The following is a 21,478-nucleotide window of genomic DNA, read 5'->3' on the forward strand; positions in this document are numbered from 1 at the left end:
TTAGTCTTCCTTTTTAGACTCGGGCGCCTTTTGGGCAGTACCAGTGTTTAGGTACACGTCGTTAGGGGCATCCGCATGAATCTTGTTTGCTGCCGGGAGGTGAATTTCTTTCGCTTCAATATGGACTGCGTCGGGCAGTAGAGTAATCTTGGAGGTGCCGCAAATAAGTTCAATACGGTCGCCCGCCTGCATAGTTAGCGTCTTGCCAACTTTCACTTCCCACGACTTTCCGACCACCGTGTTTTTTGACAATCCGACTTCTTCGGCCTTCGCCAGCCCTACCATCGTATTCATTGCGCCACCGACAGCGATGTTGTACCCGGCGCCGATTGTGAGAGCCTTGGCAAGCCCGATCGTCTCGGTTGAGGCGAGCGCGATCAGAAGATTCTGCAATCCTTCGATCGTCTCGTCTCGATTACCTCCGACCGTCAGCGTCTCGTTGTTGCCGACGCGCTCGGTGCGATCCACGCCGATCGTGATGGTCTCGTTGTTGTCGACCGTCTCGGTTCGGTCATGACCAACATGCACGGTCTCGTCGTGATCGATGTTTTTCTTTCGATCGTTCCCGACCCAATGCGACTCGTCGTGCTCGACCTCGATACGCTGATCCTTCTCGGCGTGCAACCACACCTCTTCGGCACCCTTCTTGTCCTCGAAGCGGATTGCGTTGGCCGTATTGACGTTCCCGGTCTTCGTCGAGCGTGTAAGAATCCCGCTCTGCGTTGCGTTCGCCGGCAAACCCCACGGCGGCATGTTTGCCGAGTTGTAAACACTTGAGATGATCAGGGGACGGTCCGGATTCCCATCGAGGAAAATGACGACCACCTCGTCTCCGATCCGCGGGATCTGAATCATCCCAAATCCGCGACCGGCCCACGGCTGCCCGACACGGACCCAGCATGAGCTGCCTTGGTCGCGCTTGCCTAGTCGATCCCAATGGAATTGCACCTTTACGCGGCCCAGACTGTCCGTGTAGATTTCCTCGCCCTCGGGCCCGACGACGACAGCAGTTTGCGGCCCAATGATCGATGGCTGCTCGATCGTGAACGCCGGACGATAGGGAATCTTCTTGCGAATGCAGGTGAAACTGCACTGATAGGTCGCGGTACCCTCTCCGGCCTGGTAATTATTCGTACCGCTATGCGTCACCGTGGTCAGCAGAAACTGGCGATCTTCCGGCTGGGTGCTACCGTGGTCGTAGTGGTCGTCGAGCTCGAAATAAAGGCAAGGCGACAACCGGCGGCTCGTGCTCGTACCGATGAAAATCTTGCTGTGCGCAGCTAGCGCTTGCGTCCTGAAACGCGTCAACGCTTCGCCGCGATCGCTGTCGGGAAAGCCGTGCTCGCCCAGGTAGTCGTAGACCTCGTACGACGGCACGTCACCCTGATCGACCTCCGTGCCTCCAGACACATACCTGCGCGCGTGCGGCACCTTGTAATCGAAGGTCTTCAGTCCGACATGCGTGGACTCGAGCTGCCGGCTCGCCTGAAATGTGGTGACCACCGCCAGATTGTCGAGGGCCTCGCCCTTCGTGTACTGCAGCACTGGACTGCGGCCGCCGATCGGCTTTGCGGCAACCGAGTTATCCGTGACGATGAGCTTGTGATCGTCCTTCCCATGCTCGAAGTAGAAAAACAACCCGTCTTCCTGCATCAGGCGCTCGACAAATTCAAGGTCGGTCTCCCGATACTGCGTGCAGTAGCTGCGGTTCTTCGTCGCCTTCGACAGGCGGAATTCGAACGACGCAATTTTCCCGTATTCGCGAAAGACTTTCGAAAGAATTGCTTCGGTATTCTCTTCCTGAAATATCCGGATATCGCGGCTGCGCGAAAGCATCCAGAGCCAAGGGACGATGGTCGCACTGTAGACCGTGAAGCTGCCGTCATGATCGAGGTGCGAGAAGTTAGCCACGTACCCGTGGAAGTACCGCTCTTCCGAACTCGCCAACGCATCGGTCAGCTGTAACGTAATCGTCACAGGTTGGCCGATCAGCTTTTTCAGTTCGATATTCGGATCCTGGGACGCAAGCCGAACGTGGAACTCGAAATTTTGAGATAACCCCTCTGTTCCCTGAAAATCGACGAGCACCAGATCAGACCGCCCTTTCATTGGCGTCTGGATGGTGAACAGCCGGTTGCTCTGTAGCCCAAAAAAGCCTGGAATATCTGACAGTTGCATGGCGCCCTCGGAACCCCGCATCGGAACGGCAGGATATTATTCGTCGTGGGATTTTAAACTGCCTGCCCCGGGAGGATCAAGTTTTGCGTTTCTTCTTGTACCTAGAATATGGGGACTGAGCCGTACGGAAGGTGAATGGATAACCTGCTGCCCCACTACGAATACGAAGTCGGTCTACTCTTGCGCGGCGTCGCGGAATTCGCCCGGCGTTATCCGAAGATTGGCGCTCGACTCGGCATCGCCAACGGCCAGGGCGACCTGCATGTCGACAGAATGATCCAGACGTTCGGGCTCCTGGCCGCCCGTATCGACGCGAGGCTGGAGGACGCCTACCCCGAGTTCACCGAGTCCTTACTCGAAATGTTGTACCCGCAGTACTTGCGCACCGTGCCGGCCTGCGCGATCGCGCAATTTGACCCAGCTAATTTATTCGGTCAGCTGACGGTGCCCTTCACGATGCAGCGTGGCACTGTGCTCGATGTCAATTCGGCTGCCTGCCGATTTCAAACGGTCTACGACGTGACGCTCTCGCCGCTTCGCGTCCACTCGGTCCGCTTTGGTCCAGCGACGATGGTCCCTGCGGCGGTCCGGCTACCGGCCAATGTCTCTGCAATCCTCTCGATTACATTCGCGAGCGCAACGCCAACCGAGACATTCAATGAAGCGATACCGTCCGGCAAGGTTCGCCTTCATCTGGCAGGTAGTCGCGCCCGTGTCGCCGCGCTCGCCGACGCGCTGCTGCTCCGCACGACCAGCGCATATGTCGAGGTCGATCATGGCGGTCGCTGGACGGCATTATCAAAAGCCCCGATCGAATCAGCCGGATTTGGCGAACATGAGAGGCTGCTCCCGAAGGAATCGTTCAACACGTCGGATGCATTCGACACGCTGATTGAGTCCTTCGCTTTCCCCGAGAAATTCGATTTCGTCGACATCGACCTGGGGCGGATCCGGCGCGCGGCGCGCGCGCCGCAAGCACGACAATTGACGTTGCACCTGGCCATTCGCGACGCATCAGCGGAATCGCCTGCCGCCCAGGCGCTGAGCGACCTCGACGCCGCATCGTTCAAACTGTTTTGCACGCCCGTCGTCAATCTGTTCAAGCGAGATGCGACGCCGATCCAGCTCACGTCCACGGATCGGGCCTACCCCGTGACGCCCGAGCCCCTCGAGACCGGCACGCCGCTCGACGTCTACTCGATCGACGCCGTTCATCTGGACGATCGGACGCAGTCCGAACACGAGAAAGGGGCCTCGTCGGCCAGCGCTGCGCCACGAACGGCCGTGTTGCCCTACTGCGCGTTGAGCCATGGCCGGCAACCCGACCCTACCGTCGCTTATTGGACGGCGTTTCGCGATCCGTATGCCGCGGCGGGAAATGCGCGTGCGCCAATTCTCCTATCGCTCATCGGGCTGGACGGGGCCGCCGCCCAGGTGAGGCATCCCCAAATCGACGTCGACGTCACCGCCACTAACGGTGAACTCCCTTCGCGGCTGCCGATCGGCGCGCCTGATAGCGACCTGGTTCATGAAGGTGCAGCGCTGGCGTGCCCGATCCGGTTGCTGACGCAGCCTACCCTGCCATGCTCGCATTCGCGCGGACACGGAGTGCTGTGGCGCGTCGTGGCGGGCCTGTCGTTGCACCCATTCGATCTCACCCAGACAGGACTGAAGGCGTTCAAGGACTTCTTGCGCTTGCACGCGCCGCGCACGAACATCGTCGCTCAACGCAGCATCGACGCAATCGTCGGACTGGATTACCAACCCGCAATGAAGTGGATGTCGCTCGACGGCCAGTTTCCGTCGTTCGTGCGTGGTATCGAAATCGTGGTATCGCTCGAGGAGGGCGCGTTGCGCGACGTCACATTGCATCTGCTTGCTCGAACGCTCGACCGGTTTTTCGCGCCGTATGCACCGACGAACAGCTACGTACAGCTCATCATCCGGTCGTCTCAAACCGGGCAGGAATTGCATTGCTGTCCGGCCCGATCCGGAACCAGGCCGGTCATTTAGTCAGTGCAGATAGCCGACCAGGATCCCGGCGCCGGCACCCGCTTGCAAACCAACCGTCGTGCCGCCCATCAACAAGATCGCAGGCGCATGCGCAATCGCTATCTCGGCGAGCCACGTCATCGCCGGGTTCGACAGTCCGAGGGCAAGCTGCGCGGAATTGATCCCGAGGATCATTGCCGAACCAGCTTTGCCATAGCCGATGCCCACACCACCGTCGAGGTAGACCGTAGCCCCTTGAAAGTCGCTCTTGGTCAGCTCGGTGCCGCTGAACGCTGGCGCCATGTAGATGAGCCCCGCGCTGTCGAACGATTTGGCAGAGCCGGCGCCTCCGACCTCGCGGCCGGCGATCTTGGGTATCTTGAGCTCCGGCAAGGAAAACCGCGGAAGTTTGATCTTCGGAACACGCAGGCCGAAACCGATACCGACGCCTACGCCGCCGTAGTAGAAATCGGTTTCCGTGCCAGCGGGGTCGGCCAGAACGATCGTGCCGCCCGACGCGACGACGAATTCGATGCTGACGCCGCCTGTCGCACCCGTCTTGTAACTCCAGTTGCTTGGTCTCAGAATTGACACGGCCGATCCTCTCAGATGCTGTTATTTTATGGACGGGAGATTCATCAACGCGAAGAGAATGAATCCGACGCCGAATATGGCGGCCATCAGCGTCCAGTTCCACACGGCGCCAATCCTGTCGATCGTGGCCGTCCGTGCCGGCGCCTCCGGCTGATACAGCACCGTGACCTTATCGCCGACCTTAGTGCCGTAGATCATCCCGCCCTGCGGATACGATATGCGTTCGCCCGTTCTTGTCACGAATTCGATCTGGGGGTGGCTACCACCAGCATTGAGGCTGACCACCTCACCGGGGACCGCAATCGCCGTCTGCAGAAAACCTCGGGTAGACCATCCAATGATCGCCGCGATGATGAGAAATGCGATGCCGATCGCTATGCCTGCAGTAGCCTTGAACATGTGCCCTCTCGATCTCTCTCATTTGCAGACCGAATCCAGCCGGCCTATTGATGGAGAATTTTAGCGTAAAGCTCACCATAGAACGCTCGCGGTCTACGTAGGCGACACGTCTAATACGTCGCCGATGAGTATATTGAGCGGCACGGCACTCACGATGCTGGGTGAATCGAAACGCGATGTAGAGGTTGAGGCGAGGACTGCCCCTATGGCCCTTGTAGCAGTCCTCTGGGTCTCGCGAGGTTCGGTTGCCCATCGCCAAGCGAGCACAAGCGATGGGCACCCTCTTGAAACTTGCCCGAATCGTAGCAGATGCCAGCCCTGTGTTCGATGTTTTCGTAGAGCAAAATAATTCCGTCACTCCGGAATTCCCATGATTCAAGGCCTCCGGGCTGCGAATTGATGATTTATTTTGGCTTACGATTGCGCCTCGGATTCGCTCACGCTTTCAACATTACTGCGGCGGACGTCGACCACCGCGTGACTGCGTCAGTAGCCGCACCAGCTCATCACGCAACGACGATACGTCGAGCAGATGCCGTGCGCGCGTGAGCGCCACATAGAGCAGACGCATTTCGTCGTCTTCCAAGGTCAGGCGGCCGTCGATCATCTGGAAGCGGAAATCGTTGACCACCTTCACGCGTTTCCACTCGAGCCCCTTCGCCCGGTGAATCGTCGAGACCAGGTAATCAGCGTTCGCCTCGGGCGTCGCGCGTTGCGCGAGCGCCCTCAGATAGCCGGTCCCGCATACGTCAACCATCTGCACGATCGGGAGCAAGTCGCTACCGACCGCGCTGCGCGCGTATGACTGCACCTCCTGCCACGACTCGAACAGCGCGAACGCGGCCGGCCGATACGCACGACGGCCGGCGAGCAACTGGTCGGCGCCGTCCGCGTACGCGGTGATTTCCGCCGCGCTCATCCGAATCGCCGGCCGATGGCCGGATTCGAGGCCGACGGCAAAGTGCCCGATCGCACTGACGTTCTTTCGGCACAGCACCACATCGACCGGCGGGGCGATTGTCGGATCCTCGACCAAGAGCGAGCCGATCGCGTCCTGGCCGCGCACCGGCGTGCGTTCGCCGAGCAGCTCGAGCACGCGACTGGCGAGCACCGCCAGCGTCGGACCGAACCGGAACGACTCGGTCAGCGCATATTCCGGGGCGGCGATCTGCGTCATCGCGTTGACGGCGCCGCGCCACTCGTAGATCTGCTGGTACGGATCGCCGACGTACACGATCTGCGCGTGCCGCTGGCGCTGCAGCACCGACAGCATCACGCCGTCACTGTCCTGCGCCTCGTCGAACAGAATGAAATCCGCATCGATATGCGGGTGACCTTGTGCCCAGACTTTCAACAGCACGTCGGGCGACACGGCGCCCAGCCCGCGCGGGTCGATGCTTTCTTCCCACAGGCGGACCACCGACGGCAGCAGCCAGTCGCGCAGCGCCGCGGCCGCCGCTTCCGGAATTTTCTCATCGACCGGAATATGCGCCGCCAGCAGGTACGGGTCGGCCGAGCGACAGAATCGACCGAGGCCGTCGATGACCATCAGACCGAGATCGAACGGCTGCAGCTCTACGGGTTGGTCGACCACGCTCGATACGCGCACGGGACCGAGCCCGTACCGATCGGCCAACAGGTGGGGTGGCTCGCTCGGGACCCGCAGGCGGCGACGCAACGTCGCCGGTGCCGCGGCGTACGCCCGTGCGTGCATCGTGCTGGACAGCACATGTGCTGGGAAGCGTCGGCGCGCGTGCTCCGCGATGTCGCGATTGAACGCGAGGTAGACGCCGCGCCGACCCATCAAACGATCGGCCACCAGCTGGAGCGTCGAAGTCTTGCCGGCGCCCGCATAAGCCTTGATCTTCAGGCCGGTGCCAAGCGCAGCGGCGTCGAGAATGGCCATCTGCTCGGCGGTCGGTTTCAGGAGACGGGGCATTGGCGTCGCACTTATCAGTACAGGCGCTCGCTGGCGACGTCGGCCCACGCCTCGGACTCGGACACGCAGCGGTGTTGTTCGGCGGTCAGCGCGATCGCGACAAGCAGATCGTCGACGCGCCGGTCGAATGCGTCGGCGTTCTCGAACGGCACGTGCAGCACCGTCACACCGTCGCGGGTCGACGTGCGCGCGACGTCAGCCAGCACCTCGCGTTCGATGCGCTCGGGCACGCGGCCCCGGCCGCGGCCGCCGGCGCGCTTCGGCTCGACGCGCAGCGTCACGTGCACGTCGACCAGCTGGACCGCGGGGCCCAAGTCCGGCCCGCGTGTTGAGATCGCCCGCGCCGACGACGCACCGGTCACGGCCATAGGTGGCGGATCCGCGCCATCAAGCGCCGCGTTGAAGAACGCCTCGACCGATTGGACGTCGCCCGCGCGCGGACATTCGGTTGTCCAAGTCAACGCGGAAGCGGCCACTGGGATCTGGTAGTTTCAGACTGTTCGATTCCGGAATCCATTTAAGGGCCCACCTGTACTAGAAGGCCATCGATAATGCCGTTGTCAGCAAGGTGGATACGCCAAGTGGAAGACCCCAACTCATGCGTAACTTGGTAGATGTCCCAACCCTGGTTGCCAACACCCACAAACCGAACGCTTTCAATAGCACCTATTCTATTCATGTCCTCTTTAAGTCTGGGCATTTGCTCGCGTGTAGCCTCTTGCAAATCTGGTGACATGTCGGAATAAATCGGATTTCCAGACTGCAAGCCGTCAATGTTCCGGTGAAGCGCGGCTTCGCTCCCCGAAGTGGCAACCTGACTCTTCACCTTCGCCGCGACGGTCGCCGCAATTGCTGCCGCATCGACAGAATCAATGCGTGGCAATGTGAAATCGCGACCGTTCTGGTGATGGAGCAAAGCAGTTACATGCCCTTGATCATCTACTTGAAACGTCTGCGTCGCTTTGACGGACTTTGAAAAAAATTCCTTAGAGGCCAGTTCAAAAAGGCTGCTCGATACGCCTGAAGATGTTCCAACAGACAAGCGAGCAGCCGAGTTTGAGAAATGCTTCGTGAATGTCAGCACGTCGCTCGAAGCGAGTGCGTAGACGTCGAAAATTGTGGAGCCATGAGTGCGTGCGTTCGACCACCCAACGATACTTGCCGAGTCCGCTACCGTGTTCGGTCCGGCGCTTGGCAATCACCGGCTCGATACCGCGATTTCGCAATGCTTGCCGATGTCGCTCAGAGTCGTAGCCGCGATCGGCATAGACCACGCGAGGCCGTTGAATCGGGTGGCCGCGTAGGCCGCGAATCGATGGAATTGCGTCGATAAGCGGCAGCAACTGCGTAACATCGTTGACGTTCGCGCCAGTCAGGATCGCGGCGAGAGGTGTGCCATTGGCGTCGGTGACGATGTGATGCTTGGAGCCGGGTCGCGCGCGATCGGTGGGGTTCGGGCCAGTTTTTGGCCCGCCCCAACGGCCCGTACCGATGATGAATCGACGGCGGCACGCGAGAAATCGATCTGGTCGGCTGCCCGAAGTTTGGCGAGCAACAGTTCGTGGAGGCGATCCCACACGCCGGCCTCGTGCCAGTCGCGAAGCCGGCGCCAACAGGTCGTCCCCGAGCCGAAGCCGAGCTGCGTCGGCAGATGGTTCCATCGAATACCGGTCTTGAGCACGAACAGGATGCCGTTTAATGCTGCTCGATTCGGAACCGGAAACCGTCCTGGGTTCTTCGTTCGCCGCGGTTTCGGTGGCGGCAGTAATGGTTCTATGAGTATCCACAATTCGTCATCAACGATCGGCGATTGCATTCCTCATGATCCCGTTGCTCAGATGCGTGAGGTTAACAGGTCGCCGGTGAAGTTAACAGCCCCTTCGGGGTCTTTTTGAACTGGCCTCTTATCGCTCATGGGAAAGAAATCGACCCATCCTTGCCCCGTAAGTTGCGTAGCCAGATGGTCGCCTTCGAGTCGGACTGTCATTACCGCTGTACCGGTGAATTTGTAGGTCCCAACATATCGTCCCAGAATTTGGGCGGACACGGGCACTTGAGTATGTTCTTTCGAAGCGTCGTTCATGATAGGTGGGCTCACTTGTGCGGCCAGACTGACTGGCGCTGTTGACACACATCCGAGATCTACAGGTGCGATTCAGGTGTCGCGAGTTAGCCGAGCATGGTACTTCGCCGCCTCGCGGCGCATCCGCGCCTCTTCCGGCGACACATAAATCGACGTGGTGCCGAGCGACGCGTGACCGAGCGTACGCTGTACGACCTCGAGCGCGACGCCGGCCGCCAGCATTTGCGTGCCGACCGTGTGCCGGAACGCATGGGGCGACGTACTGGCGAGTTTGCGGCGCTCTGGCTCAGTCAGATCGGGCATCGCCTCGAGCAGCTGCATGATAGCCCACTGCGTAAGTCCATGCGCGCCGCGCACGGAGTAGCCTCCAGCCGACGTGCCCGCGGTCGATTCGCCGGGGACGGCGGGTTCGCCGAATTTCTCGCGCGCCCGCGGCGTCGGCGGAATCACCAGCGGCGCCACCAGCGGCAATCCGGGCGGTCCGGTCGCGGCCGCCGCGTCGAGATCCTGGCCGCGGTCACGCCAGTGCGCGCGCAGCGCGTCGACGCACTCGTCGCTGATCGGCACGTAACGCTGCTTGTTGCCCTTGCCGATCACCTCGAGCAACCAGCTGGCCGGCGTGTCGTCCTCCGCCGGCATCCAGACGAGCGCTGCACGCGTCACGGCGGCCGCCTCGGCGATCCGCAGGCCGCCATCCCCCATCAGCAGCAATAGCGCACGCGCGGCGCGCCAGCGCGGCCCGCTCGGGCCCTGCCAGCGTCGCGCGTACGCGCGACCAGAGTGTGAGCGGGAGCGCCCGCTCGACCTGCAGCTTTCGCACGCGCCTGACGACACTTGGATCCGAAACCGCCTCCCATGGATTTCCCGCCAGGTAACGGACCGCCACCAGCCACGTGAATGCCGCGCGGATCGTGCGCACCGCGTAGCGCTGGCTTTCCGGAGACAGGCCGCCCGGCGCGAACGGCCTCCACTGGCGGCTCGTGCGCGCGACCGGCGGCCCCGTAAAGCGCTCGGCCGGCGCGGCTAGAAATGCCTTGTACGCTTCGCAATCCTCGACCCGCATTGACGACAGCGCGACGCCGCGTTCCGCCACGCACCACAGCACGAGGCGCTCCAGCTCCTTCTTGTAGACCCGTTGCGTCGCGGGCCGATCGTCGTAGCGGTGCAGGTACGCGCGTGCCGCATCCAGATCGTGCTCGGCACCCAAATACGCGAACACGGGTGCCCGGTTGGCACCGTGTGCGCCGGACAGCGCGTCGGGCAGCGCGAGGCGCTCGAGCGGGGCCAGCTGCCCGGCGCTGGCGGTGACGCTCGCCGCAGTCGGCGCGAGCGCGTCGCCGACGTCGACGTCGACCTCGACGGCCGTGCCGATCGAAGACGCGTGACGCCTCAGCCAGGCGGCCAGCACGCGGGCGCGGCCGACGCCGATACGGGGCACCGATCGCCACCACTGGCCGCCGCGGCGGTTCACGAAGGCGACGAGCTCCCCAAGCGTGCGGATCCCCTCGCCTTCCAGGCGCGCGGCAACGAGCGGCCGGAACCTGCGACCGACAGGGTGATCGCCCTGCGGCAGTGCGATCGCCCACTGCCCGGCCACCTGCTCGATCAGCTGCAGCGACACAGGCGTCAGGCGCGGCTCGCCGTATTTCTCGATCGCCGCCTGCAGGTGGGATTTCAATACCGGCGAACCGTCGCGCAAGGCGGCCGCGACCAGGTCGTCGCGCATCGTGCGCAGCAGCTGCGCGACGTCGACCGGTTCGGCGGCATCGCGATCGAAGTACAGCCGCTCGATCGTCTCGATCGGCAGGCCTTTCACGCGCGCGCGCAGCGCCGTGAATTCGGTACGGCTGTAGCTGCGCAACGGCATCTGGGCCAGCTGCTGGGGGCGGTTCGCCATGGTTCAGCCTGCAGGAATGGGTGATGCGACCGTGTCGGCCGTTGTGACGCGCTGAAGCCGCTCGAACGCGGCGACATAGCGATGCATCGGTACCGCGGCCAGCTGCGCGTCCAGACGCGCGAGCGCATGCTCGACCGCGGCGCGCTCGAGGTCGCTCAGCGCACCCGGACCGCCGCGCTCGGCGCGGTCGATGCAGTTGTGGATTGCCGCCTCGGCGCGCCGACATGGTGTCGGATCCGCCGGATCGAGGAAGTACGCGAGGTAGATCGCATTGAGCAGCGTCGCCAGCTGCGCGACGTCGGCGTGCGCATCGCGCAGCGCCGCGAGCGCCAGGTGGTGCTTCAGCTGGATCCGGCGCAGCTCAGCGGCCGAGAGCGGCAGCAGCTGCGCACGGGTCAGCGGCCTGCGAGTACGAGAGGTAGCTTTTCTCATCAGCTTTCATGACTCAGCGAGTCGTCACTAGACCAGCGCGGGTCGAGTGACCCCGAAGGCGTCGGCCCAGCTTTCGTCCGTGACTTTGTCTAGCGTGGCAATCGCCGCCGCGCGCGACGCGTCGATGTTCGACGCCTCACTCTTCGGCACGTGCATGCCCGTCAGCACGTCGGAAACCGCATAGCAAAGGACATCATCGTGCCCAACGATCGCATGAACGGCCCATGTCCGTCCGCGGTGCTGGAACGGTATACCGATCACTTAGACCTCGCCCGCCCGCATGGCGAGCGAGAACACCACGCCCTGGACATACTGCGGCGCCGGCCTGGCCGGCGGCTTTTTGCTAGTGGTACGAGCCACGACGTCAACTCCAACTCGGAATGGGATGTTCGATCAATTACGCGCGGTGGCTGCTGCTTCGCTTTCGCGCAGCAATATCCTGAGGCGATATCAACCCGTCGTCGGAGAACGCCCAGCCGAAAAATCCGACCAGCGATATCGCTTGAAGCGAGAACAATTCGCTACCGTAATCCAATTGCCGCCCGTGCAGCACTTGGTGCCTGCTCAGAAAGCCGGGCCGTGGCTTTGCCATTGGGTGGCTCTCCATCAGCGCCGAAAGAAACGTGATCCCGTGATGGCGCTCGGGGTTCTTTTCGATCCAGCCTGCAATTTCTGGGCGGTTTTGATGAACATTGAACAACGACTTACCTGTGTCGTCCCACCCTATCCCTTCGGCTGTTGCCAGCATGAGCGGAATGCATGCCAGATAGCGGCCTGCTCTGTGGAGTTCGAAAGCCTCGCTGACAATATCGGCACGCGGCGGATAGTCGTGGGGGCACTGTCAACTTGGCGGCTGCAAGTAGCGCTTGCGAGAACGTAAATGACTCCCTCAGACTGCAGACAGATTCTGGGCGTCACTGGTGAATTCTCTCCAGATTGCGAAGCGTTCGGTAAGCTGTTTGCGATAGAGCGATGCGCGCAGCAGATGCCGCTTCAGGGCGAAGTGCTGGCGGATCGGCCCGAAGTTCGACAGGAAGGCCTGAGCGCGCTTCGGGTCGCGAAAGCCCTTGAAGCGCCGCTCGCGTTCGCGGGTCGGCTGATGACTGTTCTCGGCGCGGTTGTTCACGCGAGCAGCGGCCTTCACGAACACGTGCTTGACGTTGGCGAGTGCGGGGATGCCAGCCTTGGCAGCCAGGTAACTGCGTAACTGGTCGATGACGATCTTGCGCGGTTCCGGAAAGGAACGCAGCACACGCTGGAAAAAGCGCTTGGCTGCAGCCTTGTCGCGCCGCTTCTGCAGCAGGATATCCAGCTCGGCACCGTGTTCGTCGACCGCCCGCCACAGCAGCCAGGGCTCGCCGCGCAGATTCACGAACATCTCGTCCAGACGCCAAGTGCGGCCTGGCTTTCGCTGCGCAGCCTTGACCCGCTGAGCGAAGGCCGCACCGAATTTGTCGCACCACCGGCGGATTGTCTCGTAGCTGACGATCACGCCGCGCTCGAACAGCAGTTCCTCGATGTCGCGTAGGCTCAACCGGAAGAGTAAATACCAGCGGACCGCCTAGCTGATGACTGCTGCGGGGAATCGATGGCCGTGGTACAGCGCTTTTGGTTTCATCGCATCATCTTACGCGACCACAGCCGCCAACGTGACAGTGCAGGGTCAGCTCCTGGGGGCGATTCGCCATGGATCAGCCTTCAGGAATGGGGGATACGACCGTGTCGGCCGTCGCGACGCGCTGCAGCTGCTCGAACGCGGCGACATAGCGATGCATCGACACCGAGGCCAGCTGCGCGTCCAGCCGTGCGAGCACGTGCTCGACCGCGGCGCGCTCGAGGTCGGTCAACGAGCCTGGCTCGCCCCGCGCTGCGCGGTCGGCACAGTCCTCGATGGCCGCCTCGGCCCGTCGAAATGGTCCTAGGTCGACAGGGTCAAGGAAGTACGCAAGGTAGATCGCATTCAAGAGCGTGGCCAGTTGCGCGACATCGTTGTTCACGTCGCGCAGTGCGGCCAGCGCCACGTGGTGCTTCAGCTGGATCCTGCGCAGTTCGGCGGCCGGGATCGGTAGCAGCTGCGCCTTCGTCAGCGGCCGGCGGTTACGAGAGGTGACTTTTCCCATTCTTGCTGCCCCTCAGCGAATCAAAGAAAGGATTCGCGCGAGCGATTCCGATCCGTAATCTCGTCGGCCGTCAGTCGATGCGCCGAATTTCCTGCAATTCGCCACTCGGAACCGTCAGCGAGTTGTGCGAATAGGACGCCCTCACTTCCAAGCTCAGGCACCGCAAAGCTACGGTTGGCCGACACCACCGTAGCCGCATCCGGATCAACGTCGAGAATTGCAGATTCTGCCTCCGCGATCCACTGTTGATTGCGTATGAAATGGTCAGCCATCGGTTTTCCTCCTTCCTTTATCGTGCTGCATCGAGGGTGGTAACGGGTGCGGCGCGCGCCGCGGTGAGCACGATCTGCCGGCATTGCTCGGCATCCGCTTCTGCACGATGGCTGGTCGCTGGCGCGGTCGCACCGCGCATCAGTGCGGCGTCGGCCAAACTGAGCCAGCGACCGGCCCAGCCGTTCAGCAATTCCGTCGTGCATTCAACGCGCAGTCCGTGCGGCGCGCGCTGCTCGAGGCGGATCACGTTCGCGTCGACGCCTGCGGCACGCGCACGGTGAGCCCCGGTAGATCGGCGAAATCCGCCACGTTCAGCGTCATCAGCGCGTAGCCGTGCTCGATCGCCTGGGCGGCGATCCACAGGTCGTTGTAGCGCGGGCGCGGCGAGCGGCCGCCCTGCTTGACCGCGGCGGCCAGCACACCAAACGCGGCCGCCGTGTGGCGCGTGATGTCGAGCACGGGGCGTCGCTCGAGCTGACGCAGGTGCGCGGCCCGGCGCGCCCGCTCGGCGGCATCCGCGCAGGACTGCACGCCGAATGCCAGTTCGCCCAGCGAGATCGTCGAGATGAACACCGGTGCGTCGCCCGCGGCGTCGATCACCGCGCATGATTCGACAGTGCCGCCCGCGAGCCCGACCCATACGCAGCTGTCGATGATCACGCCCACGGGTCACGCACCCCGTCTTCGAAGCCGGCGCGGCTGTCGTGCAGCCAGCGGGCCGCGTCTTCGGCGCCGATCATCGGCAGGCCGGCAAGCGCCTGCGTGGCGTTCATGGCGGGTTCGGCGGGCACCAGGCGCGCGATCACGGTCTGGTTGCGTTCGACCACCATGGTCTCGCCGTGTCGGGCGACCTGGTCGAGGATCTGGCGGGTGTGGCGCGCCAGATCGGTGGCGGTGATGGTGGGCATGAGGGCCTCCGGATACGCTGAATACGCATTATACGTATTCTGAGTAACTGAAGGCAAGGTGGATTCCGGCCCTTTGGGTTTCTCAGGCATTGAACGCAATGCCGCTAAGGAGAGTAAGCGGCAGCGCCCTCTCTGGGCACGCAGGTTCAGACAAATTGACATCCAAACAAAAAGCATGCAGCATGCATTTGAATTATGTTGTCGACCAAAACAACCGCAATACCGAGAGAGGGCCGCATGACTCATATCGTCTTCGTCCATACTCCCATGGCGACCGTTCCGGTGCCTGAGCGGGAAAATTTCTGGCGACATTTCGACATCCGCTACCACGCGGCCCATCCCGGCTTACGACATATGAAAAATGTCCTGTGGGAGTTGCCACACTGGATGACGTGGCTCGCGGGCGTGCTGGTCGACGCGGGCTATCGCTCGATGGAGGCGCTGGATCTGTATGCATCGGAATGCACGATGACGGGGATCGACACCCATCGTCTGGAGCGCGTCATCCGCGCCACGCCGGGCGACGTCTATCTGCTCTCTCCGATGACGCCGAATCTACCGTTCGGATTGCAGATTGCCGATCTCATCAGGGAAATCTATCCCCGCGCCAAGGTCGTCCTGGGTGGCGTGGTCGCGACGCCGCTGCACAAGCAGATCGCCGCGCACCCGAGCGTCGATTACGTCGTGTTTGGGCGAGGCGAACGGGCGCTGCCGGACCTGTTGCGTGCGATCGAGGGAAAAATCCCGCTGGACGACGTCGGAAACGTGTCTGCTCGGGATCGCGACGGAAAAGTACAGTCGTCGTTCTTTCAATATCCGTGGGTGCCCGTCAACGATATTCCGCCGCCCAAGGTGGATCTATTCGATGCGTCCGTCGGCGAGGACATTCGCTACCTGAGGCAAGTATATGCCCTCGGTTGTCCCTTCAAATGTTCCTTCTGCACGATCCAGACAATTGGGCAGAAGGCCGACTACTTCAATCTCGACAGGGTGATCGCCGAGATCCACTCATATCGGAGCCACTACGGTAAGCATCACAATGTGTATTTCGGTGATGAAACGTTCACCGTCAACAAGGAGCGCACCCTCGACATCTGCAGCGCGCTCAAAAACGACGGATCGATCCAGTACGACATTCAGACGCGGCTCAATTGTCTGACTGACGACGGGGTATTGAAGGCACTCAAGGACAGTGGATGTCGTTGGGTCGAGATCGGCATCGAAACCATCAATCAGGACAGCCAGAACGTCCACAAGCAGCGCGTGAAACTGGCCGAGCTCGAAAGTATCCTGGCACGTGTACAAGACGCAGGCTTGCCGGTTTGTTCGTTCCTGGTGAACGGCTTTCCCGACCAGACGGTCGACGACATGAAGGAGTCGATCGATTACGTCTGTGACCTGATCGACAGGGAACTGCTGCAGACCTCTTATCTGTTCGGCCTCGTTCCTTACCCGGGCAGCAATCTCTACGCCGATCCGCAAAAATTCGGCATGAATCTGTTACACCACGATTTCCGCTTCTATCACGAGGAACTGCCGCCTGTTTACGAGACGGAATACGCGAAGCCAGACGACATGCACAAAATGTTCCTGTACGGCGTAGAGCAACTCGGCGAGGCGATGGGACGCAGTTCCAGGTGCCTGGATACTGCGAGCATGTCGTTTACCGAACACTATGGAAAGTTTTGGGAAGGATCGCACGTCTGACGTTCGAATCCGTATCGTGAGGTTGGGACTTGTTACCGGAGAAAACATGATTAACGAAAGCCAGTACCTGCAAGTTAAGCATGTCGTTGACGAATTGTTGGCGAGCCACGACGGCAACTACACGCGCTTCGTTCCGCGGCTCGAAGCGATCATCAGCGATACGTACGGGGCACTACGCACCGATCTGAATCCGGTTATCACAAATCTTCCGAACTGGGAGGTCGACGACATCAAATTCCTGATCAAGGAATATTCCGGTTTCACGAACGAATCGATCCACATGTTCCACGACGCGGCAATCCGACTTACATGGGGCGGCGTAAAAGACGAAATCGCCCGTAACGTCTCGGAGGAAATGGGTGCGCTGACGGACGGTGTGCCGCATCTGGAATTGATGCGGCAAGGCTATCGAGACGAGTTGGGGGTGCAAACAGAGGACGTCGATTATTCGGCTTGCACGCAAGGTTTTCTCAAGAAGATGAAGCAGATTTTCAGAAGCACGAATAATGCCTATACCTGCGGTGCGTTACTTGCTTTCGAAGCCACCGCCACCTTCGAATTCAAGGCGGTCGAAAGGATCTTGCGTACGCTCAAGTCGCGGCTCGACAACGGCGTGATCGCCGACGATTCGATCACCGGCAAATACATCCTCGGTCACGTTTCGGACGCGCCCCCGGGAGAAAACCCCGAAGACGATCACTATGACGGCATGCGTCGCGCCATCGGTAACTATATCGACCGTGGCAATGCGAAGGACGTGATTCGCGGCTTCGTCGCGGTGTGCACCGCGCTCAACGCGTGGTGGGAGCAATTGTCCATCGAGGTGTACAGCCATCAGATGAACAAATTCATCGAAAACCGAGCATAGGCCCTGCGCGGTACGTGGCCAGTAGACGAATACGATGTCGATCCGGATTCAATATGCAAATTTCTGGCGAGAACGGCGCGAGCTCTGGTTATGGCTGGAATCCGTCCATCGTGGCGCTGGGCAGCGGCACGGTGTTCGGGACGGTCGGAGAAGGGATCTTCGGTCTGGCGACCATCGTGGCGGTGCTGCATTTGAAGGGGTCCGCGCTGTCGATCGGCTCGATGATGGTGTTGATGACCCTGCCGTCGATTCTTCTTGCGCCGTTTCAGGGCGTGTTCCTGGACCGGTTCAATATCCGCAGCCTCGCGATCGCATCCAATCTTCTGCGGGTGGCGATCGTCCTTGCCTTCGCTTTCGTGGTGTGGGGACGCGCGTCGAATCTTACCGAGCTGTACGTCGCGATTACCGCTTACTACGTCGTCTGGTACTTCATGGTACCGCTGAGCGAGACCATGGTGGCACGCGTCGCGAGCAAGGATGGTCTGCATAGTGGGATGGTCGTGCTGCAGGGGGCGTGGCAGGCTGGCGCATTGGGCTCCGCGTTTCTGGCCGGTGTGTTGCTGACGGTGCTGCCGCTACACGGCGTGCTGATTATCGTCGCGGTGCTGGATGCGGTGAGCGGGGCGTCGTTCCTGTTCGTGACATTGCCCGCGACCGGACGCACCGAGACCGCCGGGACCTCCATGCCTCGCAATGTACGGCAGGCGATCGGCGGGCACTTGAGATCATTTCGTACCGATTTGACGGAGGGGTGGCGCTACATCGCCGCGGACAACACGATCCTGTGGCTCGTGCTGATCACGGCAACGCTGCATCCGTTCTATCAGGCAATCAACACGCTGTTGGGCCCTTTTAACCAGAACGTGCTGCGTGGCAATTCGATGTCACTAGGGTTGGTCGAAGGTATGGCCGGGGTGGGTAGTTTCCTCTCCGCGCTGTTGTGCATGCGAGCCACGGCATTTTCCCGCTCATTCGTCTATCTAATCGGGTCCCAGTTACTGTTGATCGGCAGCGTCGCTGCGTTCCTGAGCATCTCGTCGATCGGGGTCGCCGCAGGCCTTTATTTCCTGATCGGCTTGTTCTCCGGAAACGCGAAGATTCTTTCGAAATCGATGTTGATTCAGGTTACGGAGTCAAGCTATTCCGGACGCGTGCTGAGCACCAGCTCACTGCTAGCGCTGATCGCCGGCGTCGCTTCCGCACTGCTGTCCGGGTTGTTCGCGCTAAGCAGTATTCCCCTTGCCTATCTCGTCGCCATCTCGCTGATTGTCGTGGGGGTCGTACTCGCGTGGCGTCTGAAAACAACGGTAGCCGGCTCGGTCGAATCCAGTTCCCAATCTTGAGGAAAGCATCGTGAAACCCATCATTATCGTCGAGAGCTCCTGCGTCGGAGCAAGATACACGGGACAGGCAGCCCAGGCGATCGGATATCGGCCGGTGTTCATGACGGACCCGGGATTCGGACAGGGAGAAACGCACGAGCAGATGGCGGAGTTCGAGGTCGTCCATTGCGACACGGGTGACGCGTCGGCCATGCAAACGGCGCTGAGAGAGCGCGGTATCGACGACGCCGTGGCGGCGATCTCGATGTGCGACACCAATATCATGTCTGCTGTCGAACTCGCCGAGCGCCTCGATATCCTATCGATCAACAAGCATGCGAAGGCGCTAAAGGACAAAGGCTACGTCTACGATCTGATTCCCGAATACAGCCCGCCTTCGGTCGTGTTGGACGCGCAGCAGATTCCATTCGACGCCATCGCACATCTGCTTGAAAAGCACGGCCGTGTGCTGTTCAAGGCGGCCTGTTCGGCTGGCGGCCACGGCTCGTTTTTCATCGATGCGATCGACGAAGAGGCAATCGCCGCGAAGATCCGTGATTCGGGGATCCCCGCGCACCTTCATCCGAATAGTTGGCTGGCGCAGGCTGCGATCGATGGCCGCCTCGTCAGCCTCGAAGGCTATACGCACGAAGGACGGATTCGTTTCCTCGGTTTTTCCGGCCGCCGCAAGATCGGCATGACGGAGTCCGTGGTGATCTTTCCGGTGGACGACGAATTGCCGGCGCCGCTTGCCGATCAGGCGAAGGCGGCCGTTACGTCGCTGCTGGCGCGATCCGGTTTCACCAACGGATATTTCCATGTCGAATTCATGCTGGGCGGGGACCGGGCGTATTTGATCGACGCGAATGTCGGTCGGATCGGCGGCGGCGGCCTGTCAGAGCAGTTTGCCGTAGCCTACGGCACAACGCCCGAGGAAGTCTACAAGCACATCCTGCTGCTGAGTCTGCAGGGAACGGATGCCGGAGGCGCCGCGCTTTATGCCGAGCGCGGCAGAAAGACTTGGTCGGCGATGTACGGCATACCGGTTCAGGCGAGTATCAGGAACATCACGTTACCGGACGGCTTTCCCAATTACCACATCCGGATCTTGGAGTACGGCACCTCGGTGTCGCCGATGGGCGTGGACAATTATTCGTGGATCGGGATCGTCAGCGGTGAAGCGGAGCAGGTGGAGAAATACACACCCGAGATCGAGATCGAAACGTCGGAAGGCCGATATCACGCGGTCTTTTGAATGGGACTCTTGTGCGCCGCAGCGAGCTCGGTCACGGATGCTGCGTGAAATGGACGGGACAGACGTCGTCGGGGCAATTTCGCATGTCGCACATCCGACAGACATAGTCGCTTTCCGTTTTGGTGGCGGCCAGGTTGGTCATCAGTTTTTCGAGAAACGCGCCGAATTGCACCTGCTCCTGTTCATTCAGCAGATCAAGGTGATCTTTGATCACGGATTCTCGCACCGCAAGAATCTTGTTCATGACTTTCGTCCCGCGGACAGAAAGGGACAACACGGCTTTCCTGCCGTCGGTCACGTCGGTCTTTTCGTTGACGACAAACCCGGCGTGTTCGAGGCGCTCGATCAAACGGGTGGCGGCGGACTGGGTGAGGCCCAGTGCGTGCCTCAGCGATTCGATCGACTGGCCGGGATACAGACCGATCTGAACGATGCCGGCAGGACCCGCCCCGCTGCAACCTGCCACTGCCTCCGCCGCGTTGCGGATCCGGTCGGTGAGTGCCAGCGAGTACGCGCCAAGCAAGTTTCTTGTTCGCGCCGTGGAGGCACAGTGAGTCAGCTTGGGCATTTCGATGCTCATCATAAATGTTTCAAAGATATAGCAGTTACATTAATGTATCAAGCATATTTCTCGCGACCGACTTTCTCTTCGGGAGATCGCCACCATGCATGCGGAACGCCTATTGAGCTGTGTCACCCTGTTTTGCTGCTGTGTGATGTCGGGCCTTCTGCAGGCGGCCGAACCGAAGACGCTGCGATTCGGCGTCGAGGCCTCGTATGAGCCATTCGAATACAAGACACCGAGCGGCGAACTGGCTGGATTCGACATCGATATCGGCAATCTGGTCTGTCGGAAGCTGAAGGTAAGATGCGTCTGGGTCGAGTCCACGCTGGACGGTCTGATTCCGTCGCTGATTTCGCGAAAATTCGACGCGATCAATTCCGACCTGACTATTACCAGCCAGCGTTTGAAAATCGTCGACTTTACCGATCCGATCTACAGCGTCCAGAACAAGCTCATCGCCAGAAACGACAGCCAGCTCGCACCGGAGGCGGTGGCGCTGAAGGGCAAGCGAATCGGGGTGCTTCAGGGCTCGATTCAGGAAACCTTCGCACTGAAGCGTTGGGCGCCCGCCGGCGCGCGGATCGAGTCGTACCAAACGCAGGAACTGGCCTACGAGGATCTGAAGAACGGTCGTCTGGATGCAACGTTCCAAGAAGCGGAGGCCGGCGCGACGGGCTTTCTCGGCAAGCCCTACGCGCGCGAGTTCGGATTCAAGGGGGACGCAGTGGAGGACCGGGACACGCTCGGCGGCGGTACCGGTTTCGCCGTGCGGAAAAGCGATCTTCGTCTGAAGGCGCAACTGAATCAGGCGCTGCGCGAGCTCAAGCAGGACGGCACGATCGGACGTCTCGCAAGCAAGTACTTTACCGTGCCGGTCAAGGTGGAAGCGTCACCGTAATAAGATGTTTGGGCGCTGTCACGTTAGCGGAGTATGTTCACAACGGCC

At 61.0% G+C, this 21,478-nt stretch carries 23 protein-coding genes and 2 pseudogenes; 6 read left to right on the forward strand and 19 right to left on the reverse strand.

Going from position 1 to position 21,478, the window contains the following annotated elements:
* A complete protein-coding gene (locus tag VXM69_RS31645) occupies positions 1 to 2,178 on the reverse strand; it encodes a type VI secretion system Vgr family protein (protein ID WP_367190318.1) in 2,178 nt (725 codons plus the stop codon).
* Between the two features lie 135 nt (positions 2,179 to 2,313).
* On the opposite strand from VXM69_RS31645, the gene tssF reads away from it, so the two are divergent.
* A complete protein-coding gene (tssF, locus tag VXM69_RS31650; protein WP_367190319.1) occupies positions 2,314 to 4,191 on the forward strand; it encodes a type VI secretion system baseplate subunit TssF in 1,878 nt (625 codons plus the stop codon).
* Here the strand turns inward: tssF and VXM69_RS31655 are convergent, their stop codons facing one another.
* From VXM69_RS31655 to VXM69_RS31735, 17 genes and pseudogenes are all read right to left on the reverse strand, one after another.
* Entirely contained in the window at positions 4,192 to 4,764 is a 573-nt protein-coding gene (locus VXM69_RS31655; RefSeq protein WP_046543915.1) for a hypothetical protein, read from the reverse strand.
* Positions 4,765 to 4,785: 21 nt separating this feature from the next.
* Complete coding sequence (locus VXM69_RS31660; RefSeq protein ID WP_367190320.1) at positions 4,786 to 5,163, reverse strand: DUF3592 domain-containing protein; 378 nt, start codon at positions 5,161 to 5,163, stop codon at positions 4,786 to 4,788.
* A gap of 451 nt (positions 5,164 to 5,614) precedes the next feature.
* Positions 5,615 to 7,102 (reverse strand): 3'-5' exonuclease, encoded by a 1,488-nt coding sequence (locus VXM69_RS31665; RefSeq protein WP_367190375.1) that lies wholly within the window; start codon positions 7,100 to 7,102, stop codon positions 5,615 to 5,617.
* Positions 7,103 to 7,116: 14 nt separating this feature from the next.
* Positions 7,117 to 7,470, reverse strand: a complete 354-nt coding sequence (locus VXM69_RS31670) for a hypothetical protein (RefSeq protein ID WP_367190321.1) — start codon at positions 7,468 to 7,470, stop codon at positions 7,117 to 7,119.
* Between the two features lie 149 nt (positions 7,471 to 7,619).
* Complete coding sequence (locus VXM69_RS31675) at positions 7,620 to 8,186, reverse strand: hypothetical protein (RefSeq protein WP_367190388.1); 567 nt, start codon at positions 8,184 to 8,186, stop codon at positions 7,620 to 7,622.
* Positions 8,101 to 8,918, reverse strand: a protein-coding gene (locus VXM69_RS31680; protein ID WP_175902521.1) for an IS5 family transposase whose coding sequence is annotated in 2 segments (ribosomal slippage) — positions 8,101 to 8,570 and positions 8,570 to 8,918 — 819 coding nt in all. Because the reading frame shifts where the segments join, the coding sequence is not laid out codon by codon here. Before VXM69_RS31680 ends, VXM69_RS31675 begins: the two co-directional genes overlap by 86 nt.
* 18 nt (positions 8,919 to 8,936) lie before the next feature.
* Positions 8,937 to 9,185: a hypothetical protein gene (locus VXM69_RS31685; protein ID WP_367190322.1), complete on the reverse strand. Its 249-nt coding sequence runs from the start codon at positions 9,183 to 9,185 to the stop codon at positions 8,937 to 8,939.
* A gap of 72 nt (positions 9,186 to 9,257) precedes the next feature.
* Positions 9,258 to 11,082 (reverse strand): annotated as a pseudogene (locus VXM69_RS31690) (phage integrase family protein).
* Between the two features lie 3 nt (positions 11,083 to 11,085).
* The gene (locus VXM69_RS31695) at positions 11,086 to 11,514 is read right to left on the reverse strand and encodes a hypothetical protein (protein WP_367190323.1); all 429 of its coding nucleotides are present in this window, start codon (positions 11,512 to 11,514) and stop codon (positions 11,086 to 11,088) included.
* 27 nt (positions 11,515 to 11,541) lie between these two features.
* On the reverse strand, positions 11,542 to 11,775 hold the full coding sequence (locus VXM69_RS31700) for a hypothetical protein (RefSeq protein ID WP_367190324.1): 234 nt from the start codon (positions 11,773 to 11,775) through the stop codon (positions 11,542 to 11,544).
* 136 nt (positions 11,776 to 11,911) lie between these two features.
* Positions 11,912 to 12,262 carry a hypothetical protein gene (locus VXM69_RS31705; RefSeq protein ID WP_367190325.1) on the reverse strand — a complete coding sequence of 117 codons (351 nt, stop codon included), beginning with the start codon at positions 12,260 to 12,262 and terminating at the stop codon, positions 11,912 to 11,914.
* 141 nt (positions 12,263 to 12,403) lie between these two features.
* Positions 12,404 to 13,132: pseudogene (locus VXM69_RS31710) on the reverse strand (IS6 family transposase).
* 73 nt (positions 13,133 to 13,205) lie between these two features.
* The gene (locus tag VXM69_RS31715) at positions 13,206 to 13,634 is read right to left on the reverse strand and encodes a hypothetical protein (protein ID WP_367190326.1); all 429 of its coding nucleotides are present in this window, start codon (positions 13,632 to 13,634) and stop codon (positions 13,206 to 13,208) included.
* Between the two features lie 20 nt (positions 13,635 to 13,654).
* The gene (locus VXM69_RS31720; protein WP_367190327.1) at positions 13,655 to 13,906 is read right to left on the reverse strand and encodes a hypothetical protein; all 252 of its coding nucleotides are present in this window, start codon (positions 13,904 to 13,906) and stop codon (positions 13,655 to 13,657) included.
* Positions 13,907 to 13,923: 17 nt separating this feature from the next.
* Entirely contained in the window at positions 13,924 to 14,154 is a 231-nt protein-coding gene (locus VXM69_RS31725) for a hypothetical protein (protein ID WP_367190328.1), read from the reverse strand.
* On the reverse strand, positions 14,151 to 14,573 hold the full coding sequence (locus VXM69_RS31730) for a type II toxin-antitoxin system VapC family toxin (RefSeq protein ID WP_367190329.1): 423 nt from the start codon (positions 14,571 to 14,573) through the stop codon (positions 14,151 to 14,153). Before VXM69_RS31730 ends, VXM69_RS31725 begins: the two co-directional genes overlap by 4 nt.
* Positions 14,564 to 14,815 (reverse strand): type II toxin-antitoxin system Phd/YefM family antitoxin, encoded by a 252-nt coding sequence (locus VXM69_RS31735; protein WP_367190330.1) that lies wholly within the window; start codon positions 14,813 to 14,815, stop codon positions 14,564 to 14,566. Before VXM69_RS31735 ends, VXM69_RS31730 begins: the two co-directional genes overlap by 10 nt.
* Before the next feature lie 237 nt (positions 14,816 to 15,052).
* Here VXM69_RS31735 and VXM69_RS31740 point away from each other — a divergent pair, with 237 nt between their 5' ends.
* Genes VXM69_RS31740 through VXM69_RS31755 form a run of 4 tightly spaced genes read left to right on the forward strand, consistent with a single transcriptional unit; the run spans position 15,053 to position 19,967 of the window.
* Positions 15,053 to 16,522 carry a radical SAM protein gene (locus tag VXM69_RS31740; protein ID WP_367190331.1) on the forward strand — a complete coding sequence of 490 codons (1,470 nt, stop codon included), beginning with the start codon at positions 15,053 to 15,055 and terminating at the stop codon, positions 16,520 to 16,522.
* Between the two features lie 46 nt (positions 16,523 to 16,568).
* Complete coding sequence (locus tag VXM69_RS31745; RefSeq protein WP_367190332.1) at positions 16,569 to 17,390, forward strand: DUF3865 domain-containing protein; 822 nt, start codon at positions 16,569 to 16,571, stop codon at positions 17,388 to 17,390.
* A gap of 53 nt (positions 17,391 to 17,443) precedes the next feature.
* Complete coding sequence (locus VXM69_RS31750) at positions 17,444 to 18,733, forward strand: MFS transporter (RefSeq protein ID WP_367190333.1); 1,290 nt, start codon at positions 17,444 to 17,446, stop codon at positions 18,731 to 18,733.
* Positions 18,734 to 18,743: 10 nt separating this feature from the next.
* On the forward strand, positions 18,744 to 19,967 hold the full coding sequence (locus VXM69_RS31755) for an acetyl-CoA carboxylase biotin carboxylase subunit family protein (RefSeq protein ID WP_367190334.1): 1,224 nt from the start codon (positions 18,744 to 18,746) through the stop codon (positions 19,965 to 19,967).
* 31 nt (positions 19,968 to 19,998) lie between these two features.
* Here VXM69_RS31755 and VXM69_RS31760 read toward each other — a convergent pair whose 3' ends face one another.
* On the reverse strand, positions 19,999 to 20,550 hold the full coding sequence (locus VXM69_RS31760; protein WP_367190335.1) for a MarR family winged helix-turn-helix transcriptional regulator: 552 nt from the start codon (positions 20,548 to 20,550) through the stop codon (positions 19,999 to 20,001).
* Between the two features lie 133 nt (positions 20,551 to 20,683).
* Between VXM69_RS31760 and VXM69_RS31765 the strand changes: the two genes are divergently transcribed.
* The gene (locus VXM69_RS31765) at positions 20,684 to 21,430 is read left to right on the forward strand and encodes a transporter substrate-binding domain-containing protein (protein WP_367190376.1); all 747 of its coding nucleotides are present in this window, start codon (positions 20,684 to 20,686) and stop codon (positions 21,428 to 21,430) included.
* Positions 21,431 to 21,478 lie beyond the last annotated feature (48 nt).

The organism is Burkholderia sp. Ed8 (genome assembly GCF_040761425.1).
In the GTDB taxonomy this organism is placed as follows: Bacteria; Pseudomonadota; Gammaproteobacteria; order Burkholderiales; family Burkholderiaceae; genus Burkholderia; species Burkholderia seminalis.